The 6,850-nt window shown below is 57.0% G+C and carries 6 protein-coding genes and 1 pseudogene; 2 read left to right on the forward strand and 5 right to left on the reverse strand.

Features of this window, described 5'->3' with window-relative positions; all coding sequences use genetic code 11:
* Positions 1-1,125, reverse strand: a 1,125-nt coding sequence (locus G113_RS21215; protein WP_201765029.1) for an ATP-binding cassette domain-containing protein, incomplete at its 3' end; no start/stop codon positions are given.
* 424 nt (positions 1,126-1,549) lie between these two features.
* Here G113_RS21215 and G113_RS18010 point away from each other — a divergent pair.
* Positions 1,550-1,885, forward strand: coding sequence for a hypothetical protein (locus tag G113_RS18010; RefSeq protein ID WP_005908212.1), 336 nt, complete (start codon positions 1,550-1,552; stop codon positions 1,883-1,885).
* On the opposite strand, the gene G113_RS18015 is transcribed toward G113_RS18010, so the two are convergent.
* Positions 1,882-2,493 (reverse strand): histidine phosphatase family protein, encoded by a 612-nt coding sequence (locus tag G113_RS18015; RefSeq protein WP_005908213.1) that lies wholly within the window; start codon positions 2,491-2,493, stop codon positions 1,882-1,884. The two genes, G113_RS18010 and G113_RS18015, sit on opposite strands and share 4 nt — an antisense overlap.
* Positions 2,494-2,596: 103 nt before the next feature.
* On the opposite strand from G113_RS18015, the gene G113_RS18020 reads away from it, so the two are divergent.
* Positions 2,597-3,529 carry a Gfo/Idh/MocA family protein gene (locus tag G113_RS18020; RefSeq protein ID WP_005908214.1) on the forward strand — a complete coding sequence of 311 codons (933 nt, stop codon included), beginning with the start codon at positions 2,597-2,599 and terminating at the stop codon, positions 3,527-3,529.
* Between the two features lie 121 nt (positions 3,530-3,650).
* Here the strand turns inward: G113_RS18020 and G113_RS18025 are convergent.
* The 3 genes and pseudogenes from G113_RS18025 to G113_RS18035 form a co-directional block, all read right to left on the reverse strand.
* Positions 3,651-4,408 (reverse strand): annotated as a pseudogene (locus G113_RS18025) (DODA-type extradiol aromatic ring-opening family dioxygenase).
* A 199-nt stretch (positions 4,409-4,607) separates the two neighbouring features.
* Positions 4,608-5,078: an FKBP-type peptidyl-prolyl cis-trans isomerase gene (locus G113_RS18030; protein ID WP_005908215.1), complete on the reverse strand. Its 471-nt coding sequence runs from the start codon at positions 5,076-5,078 to the stop codon at positions 4,608-4,610.
* 125 nt (positions 5,079-5,203) lie between these two features.
* Complete coding sequence (locus tag G113_RS18035; RefSeq protein ID WP_005908216.1) at positions 5,204-6,358, reverse strand: sodium dependent phosphate pump; 1,155 nt, start codon at positions 6,356-6,358, stop codon at positions 5,204-5,206.
* Positions 6,359-6,850 lie beyond the last annotated feature (492 nt).

The raw sequence follows: 6,850 nt of genomic DNA on the forward strand, positions 1-6,850 counted from the left end.
TAGCTTTGCCTGTTCTCCTCCATGATTAAGCCTTAATAGGGGAATGTAGTTTTTCCCCCTGACATTTATAACGTTGCTAGTTGAAACAGTTATGCCTTTATCTAAAGGTACTACAATATTTTCTATGTTGGGTAAGAAATTAATGCTATCTTTAAATAAATCCCACCGTTCATGTGTGCCAATAGACTCTTCCGAACGAATAAGTTGGACGCAAAGTTCGCAGAATCCTCTAGAATGTTTCGTTCGTGCACTTCTATTTAGAATCAACCGTCTATATTTAATTCTATAATTAGTGTTTTCTGCCGGGAATGTATTTATAGTTTCACCGGGTGTCGCTATGGCTAATAATCGACTAATCATAGGTCTACCGTGTCGTATATCATAAAAATCATTACTATCTTTGACCAAGGAATTTACGATGGAGCGGAGAGCTTGACTTTTACCTAAACCATTTCGACCAATCAGTACACAGATTCTTTTTGGGAGAGTACTCTGCGCATCAAAATTCATATCGAAAATATGTTTTTCTGAGAAACCTGCGACCTGATATGAAAGTGATAGATTAGTTGATATGTTGGAAAAAATCTCTGCATCAACACCATCCAAAATTGAGTCAGCATTATGGAATGCAAAGAAACGTCCTGATTCCCTCATGAAGGCCAAGTTAAAAACATCTGTTTTTTGAGCGGCCTCAACTAATCTTAATTTTTTAGATACTCGTTTTGATGCTACCAGATCGTTTAGAGCCAGCAATATATATTGCGACTCATCTATTCCATTTTGTTCAATAAATTTTCGGTAGTCTTGCATTTCACCTTGCAAAGTGAAAAAATTTGGCAGTTCATTAGACTCAATAAGATCAACATGATCGGATATTTTACCACTCGCGTCAATATGTTCATCCTCTGATAGAAAACCAAGAAAGACTTGGCCGCGAATATCGTATTGAACATGGTCATAATAAATATGAAAGTTGTATCTACATTTATAATTAAAGTCGTTCCAGCTATCAGATGCTGGATATAATAAAATAGCAGGGAGGTGCTCATCTTTTAAAGGTGTATCTTTTCTTGAAAAATATACTTTAAATGGTTTTCTTGAACCATTATTAGTATCGTAGCTCATTACTTAAAACTCCTGCCTTGACGCGAAAAATATATTATCAAAAATCTGGCAAAAACCTGGGACACCCACCTTTCTGTATGAGGCGAAATGTCACCAAATCTCACGCTACCGCCCGTGGATTACAGCTTCCAATATGCTCCCTTGACCCGCGCTGATAGCAACCCATCGCAGCTCAACAGGTTCTGGATGGCTATGGTAAGTCAAATGAAGCTGGGCCAGCGAGCACAAAACGAAGGCAACTATCAGAGAATTCTCGTTTTTTGAGCCCTGTCATCAAAGCGTGGCGGCAGAGGCGATAAAAGCAGTCAGGCGGGGGCGGCTTTGCTATCTTGTGCGGCCAGGTTCCATTGATAGGGGGAGGGCATGATGACCATCCCCGATCAACATCAAGGCGGGCGTTTGTCCCCTGCACAGGAGTAGTCAGATGACGGTCAGAGTCAAATCCAAGCTTGAGAAGATAGGCAGTGGCACCGGGCTGCTGATGGGGATCATCGCCTTCAATTTGCTGGCCCCGTTGCTGTTTGAGAAGAGGGAGGGGTTTGACGTTATCCAGATGGTCGCTGCCATCGCCTGCGCCATGCTCTGCTCTGCTCTGAACTGGGCGCCCGTCTGGGCAGACTGGTCGATGAGCGGGGCAAGCCCAAAAACTGACATCCTGACAGCGGGCCTCTTGGCCCGCTGTCATGTTGACGCTTGCGCGGCTTGTTTCGTCACAGCAGTGCCGCTTGTTTCGTTAAAGCCGCGCCGCTTATGTCGTTAAATCTGGGGCAGTAGCGCCGCCTGGCAGGCGATACGGGTGATCTCTCCCCCTTGCAGGCGGAACAAGGCATCTTGCGGCAGCTCCTGCTGCCAGAGCGCCTCGTGGCTCAATCCCGCATAGAGGCCGCGCAGCATGATGCCGGACAAACCATGGGCGACGGCGATGCGGCGGGAGCCCAGACTCGCATCATGGAGCCAGTCGTGGCAGCGCGCTTGCAGGCTGGCCAGCCCCTCGCCATCTGGCGCTTGCAGGTACCAGTCCGGCTCGCCAGTTTGCAGGGCAAAACAGAGGGGGCGGATCTCGTCGAGGCGACGCTCTTCCCACTCCCCCAGGCCCAGCTCCTTGAGCCGCTCATCGACCCGGATCCTGTCATGGCTCATGCCCAGCTCGTCGCAGACGAGGCGGGCGGTCTGCATGGCCCGTCCCAGGGGGCTGGCATAGAGGGTCCAAGATGCGGGGTCGTCCAGCTGCTGGCGAAGGGCGGCGCCCATGGCGCGGGCTTGCTGTTCCCCCAAGGGGGTGAGGGGGGAGTTGCAGTGGCCCTGCAGTCGTTGCTGGGCATTGAAGCGGGTCTGGCCGTGGCGTAGCAGATAGAGAGTCGGCGTCATCTTGGTCGGAGCTTGGAAAAAGGGAGTCCACGCTAGCCCATCCCTTCATAACTCACAAGAGGATGGGGTAAGCTGGGCGCAGTCTTGAGGGAGAGATAACACCATGCGTATTGCCATGATTGGGTTGGGTGATATCGCCCAGAAGGCCTATTTGCCACTGCTGGCCAGCGATGAGCGGGTGACGCCGCTGCTCTGCACCCGGAGTCCATCTGTGCTCGACAAGCTGGCCCGCCAGTACCGTATTGCCGAGTGTTTCACCGAGGTGGATGCGCTGCTGGAGAGCCGCCCCGACGGGGTGATGATCCATGCCGCCACGGCGGTGCACGGAGATCTGGCCAGACGAAGTCTGCTGGCGGGCATTCCCACCTTCGTCGACAAGCCGTTGTGCGACAGTGCCGCTGAGGTGGAGGCCTTGTGCCAGCTTGCGTTGCAGCAAGATTGCCCGCTGTTTGTGGGCTTCAATCGCCGCTACCTGCCTGCGCTGTCGGCTGGGCGGGCACAGCCGGTGACCGAGCTGCATTGGCAAAAGCACCGCCACGCCCTGCCCGGGCTGCCCCGTCAGTTCCTGTTTGATGACTTTATCCATGTGCTCGACAGCCTCTGCCACTATGGCGGCCTGCCAAGTGGCGCCCTGCACCGGGTATTTAGACCCAGCGCGCAGGACCCGGCCATGCTGGCCGGGGTGAGCGTCGCCTGGCAGAGCGGGCAGGTGGCGGTCAGTGGCAGCATGAACCGCAGCGCCGGGGTCGGCGAGGAGCGCATCAGCCTCTATGGCGACAACCTGTCACTCCAGATAGAGAACTGCACCCAGGGCACCCAAGCCCGGGATCAGGTGGTACAGACCCTGGCCGCCAATGACTGGCAACCGGTGCTTGCGCGCCGTGGCTTCGCCGCCATGCTGGATCACTGGTATGAACAAATTGCAGGGGGCCGGGCCGACAAGGCCCTCATCGACAGCTATCTGCGCAGTCACCAGTTGACCGAGCAGCTGGTGACAGAGGCGGAGCAACTGCTGGCGGGCGACCCGTCTCGCTGACGGGGTCCCCGCCTGCCGGTCAATATCAGGAGCTAATGCGCACAACCAGCGAAATAAAAGCAGAGGAGCCATGGCTCCTCTGCTTTTTTATGGGGCGATTTTATCGTGGGATGACGTGGGCTTAACCGAAGCGATAGCTGCCCATATAGAGGCTGCCATAGTCCCAGCTATCATGCAGCCGGACCGGTTTGTCTGCCCCTGCCGCGCCGAGGGCCACGAACAGCGGCCTCAGGTGATCGTCATGGGGGTGGGATTGCACCGCCCCCGGAGCCTGGTCGCGATAGTCGAGCAGGGCCGCCTTGTCCTGACTGTCCATCTTCTCCTCCAGCCAGTGAACGAACGCCTTGGCCCAGACGGGGGGCGGGAGCCATCGGGGCCGAGCGCCCTCAGATTGTGGGTGATGGCGCCGGAGGCCAGTATGCCAATGCCTTGTTGGCGCAGCGGTGCCAGCGCCTGGCCCAGTTGCCACAATGCGCGCGCGTCCATGCCCGCCGGGATGGATATCTGCACCAGGGGGATCTCGCTTCTGGCATCGAGCAGGGAGAGCGGTGACCAGACCCCGTGATCCAGTTCGCGCAGGACGGGTTTGGCGGCCAGCCCCCCTTGCTGCAAGGTCTCCTGCACTGCCTGTTGCAGCCATGCCGGGCTGCTGGCGGGCCAGCGCACGCGGTAGAGGGCATCGGGGAAGCCATGGAAGTCATACATGAGCGCCGGGTTGTGCGCCGAGTTGATCTCCAGCTCGCGGCTGAACCAGTGGGCGGAGATGACGACCAGCCCTGTGACGGGAGCCAGGCTCAGATCCTTCATGAAACGAGTGGCGGGCTCGTCGCGCAGCACCAGATCCGGTGCGCCGTGGGAGATAAACCAGACAGGGGACATCTTAGTGCTCCATCAGAGGGGGCCTTGGCAGGCGATGAAGTCATTATCCGCCCCCTTTTTGTGGTGAACAATTAGGCTAGATGTGTAATCACTCTTCACTCAGGGTTGATAATCAGGCAGGCAGATGGCTGGGGGACAGACGGAAGGCTAAACAAAAGGGAGGCAGTGCCTCCCTTTTCACGGTGCGTTCATGGTGTTGCTAGTCGATGGCGAGCAGCTCCACTTCGAAGATAAGCAGGGAGCCGGGCAGGATCTTGCCGGTGGCGCGGTTGCCGTAGCCCAACCTGGACGGGATGAAGAAGCGAGCCTTCTCGCCGACCGTCATCAGCTGCACCCCTTCGGTCCAACCGGGGATCACCTGATTGAGGCCAAACTCGATGGGCTCGCCCCGGGCGATGGAGCTGTCGAAGATGGTGCCATCGAGCAGTTTGCCCTCGTAGTGCACCTTGACCTTGCTGCTGGCGCTGGGGTGCATGCCACCTTCGCCTTCGGCCAGTACCTGATATTGCAGGCCGGACTCGGTGGTCACTATGCCCGGCTTGGCCTTGTTCTCGGCGAGGAAGAGATCGCCGGCGCGGATATTCTCCTCGGCCAGTTTCTTGTTGTTGTTACTGGAGTAGAAGTAGTACGCCGCCAGGGCGATCAGGACGGCGATTAACACAATTTTCATCACTAAATCCTTGCAAGACAATGAGATGAATATCTTATCCCAGTGAGTCGAACGGGGGTAGCAAAAGGGCGCCAATGGCGCCCTTCCTTGCCGAATCAATCCATTCAGTTAAGCCCGGGGGCGGGTCATTTTGCCAGCGCCATCATCAGCGCAGGCAGGGCGAAGAAGAGGCCTCCCACATAGCCCAGTGCCAGCAACTTGTTCTCGCTGCCGACCCGCGCCAGCCACTCGGCGGCCAGGATGGGCAGGTCGCGCAGGAAGGGCAGCCCATAGATGAGCACCACGGCGAAGACGTTGAACAGCACATGCACCAGGGCGATGGTCAGCGCCAGTTCGGCGCCGCTGCCGCCGATGGCGGTGGCTGCCAGCAGGGCCGTGATGGTGGTCCCTATGTTGGCGCCCAGGGTGAAGGGGTAGAGCTGGCGGGTGGTGAAGACGCCGCCGCCGGCCAGAGGGATCATCAGGCTGGTGGTGGTGGAGGAGGATTGCACCATGATGGTCACCAGAGTGCCCGAGGCGATACCGGTGAGGGGGCCACGACCCAGCGCCTTGTGCAACAGCGCCTTGGCGCGACCAACCAGCACTTTTTGCAGCACCTTGCCAAGGTAGGTGACCGACCCCAGGATCAGCAGGATACCGATGGCGATGGTGGCCAGGGCAGGGCCTTTGCCGGGCAAGAAGGCGACGGCGGCATCGATGAGCTGCATGGCTGGCGCTGTCAGCGGCTTCATGAAGTCCATGCCTTTCATCGACATGTCGGTCGAGCCGACCAGCAGATGGGCCAGGAACTCGGCGCTGTGCTGCAAGAGGCCGAAGGCAAGCTCCAGGGGCAGGAAGATGAAGACGGCCATCAAATTGAAGAAGTCATGGACAGTAGCGGCGGCAAAGGCGCGGCGAAACTCGGTTCTGTCGCGGATATGACCCATGGAGACGATGGTGTTGGTGATGGTGGTGCCGAGGTTGGCGCCCATCACCATGGGAATGGCCATGGCCAGCGGCAGGCCGCCTGCGACCAGGCCGACGATGACGGAGGTCACGGTACTGGACGACTGCACCAGGGCCGTGGCCAGGATACCGAGCAGCAGGGCGACGAAGGGGTTGTTGGCAAACGCAAAGATTTCGGCCGCACCCTCGGCGCCACCGGAGAACAACTTGAAGCCGTGAGAGACGGCGCCCACCGCCACCAGGATCAGGTAGACCAGCGCTATCACAGTTATCCAGTGGAACAGCGCACGATGGGAGGAGTTGTGCTGCTGCGGCAAGGAGTCAGGGTTGTGCATAAAGCCTCTTGGGACGGCGCTGGCCGTCTGCTGATGAATTTGACCGGCGCATTACAACAAGGCTCGATGACACTTTTATGACAAAGTGACGTTTTGATGATGTTTTGATGACAGTTGGCGAGCCTCGGGGCGCCCATTGACAGGGATGGCAAGCGGTCAGGCTATTCCTGGTACGCCCCTCGACCAGCATGCCGGTTGGGTACAAAACTGAGTGTGCCTTGCCCGGTCAGGCTGCTGAGTCACACTCATCAATGCTTGTGCTCACTCCTCAGGCCATTAGACTTGGCGGTCGTTTTTCAGCTATCGCGAGTCTGTCATGAAGCACGAGTCTCTCTTTCTAGTTCCCCTGATCCTGGTCTCCCTCTCTGCTCAGGCTGACGTCCTTTCCTCTGGTTGCAGTGCCGGACAGGTAGCGGTGGGATCGGCCGTCAATGGCGCTACGGGTATCAATAGCCGCTGTTCCGCGGCCAACAGCAAGCAGCGGGTCGAAAA

The organism is Aeromonas molluscorum 848, from assembly GCF_000388115.1.
Classification (GTDB): Bacteria; Pseudomonadota; Gammaproteobacteria; order Enterobacterales; family Aeromonadaceae; genus Aeromonas; species Aeromonas molluscorum.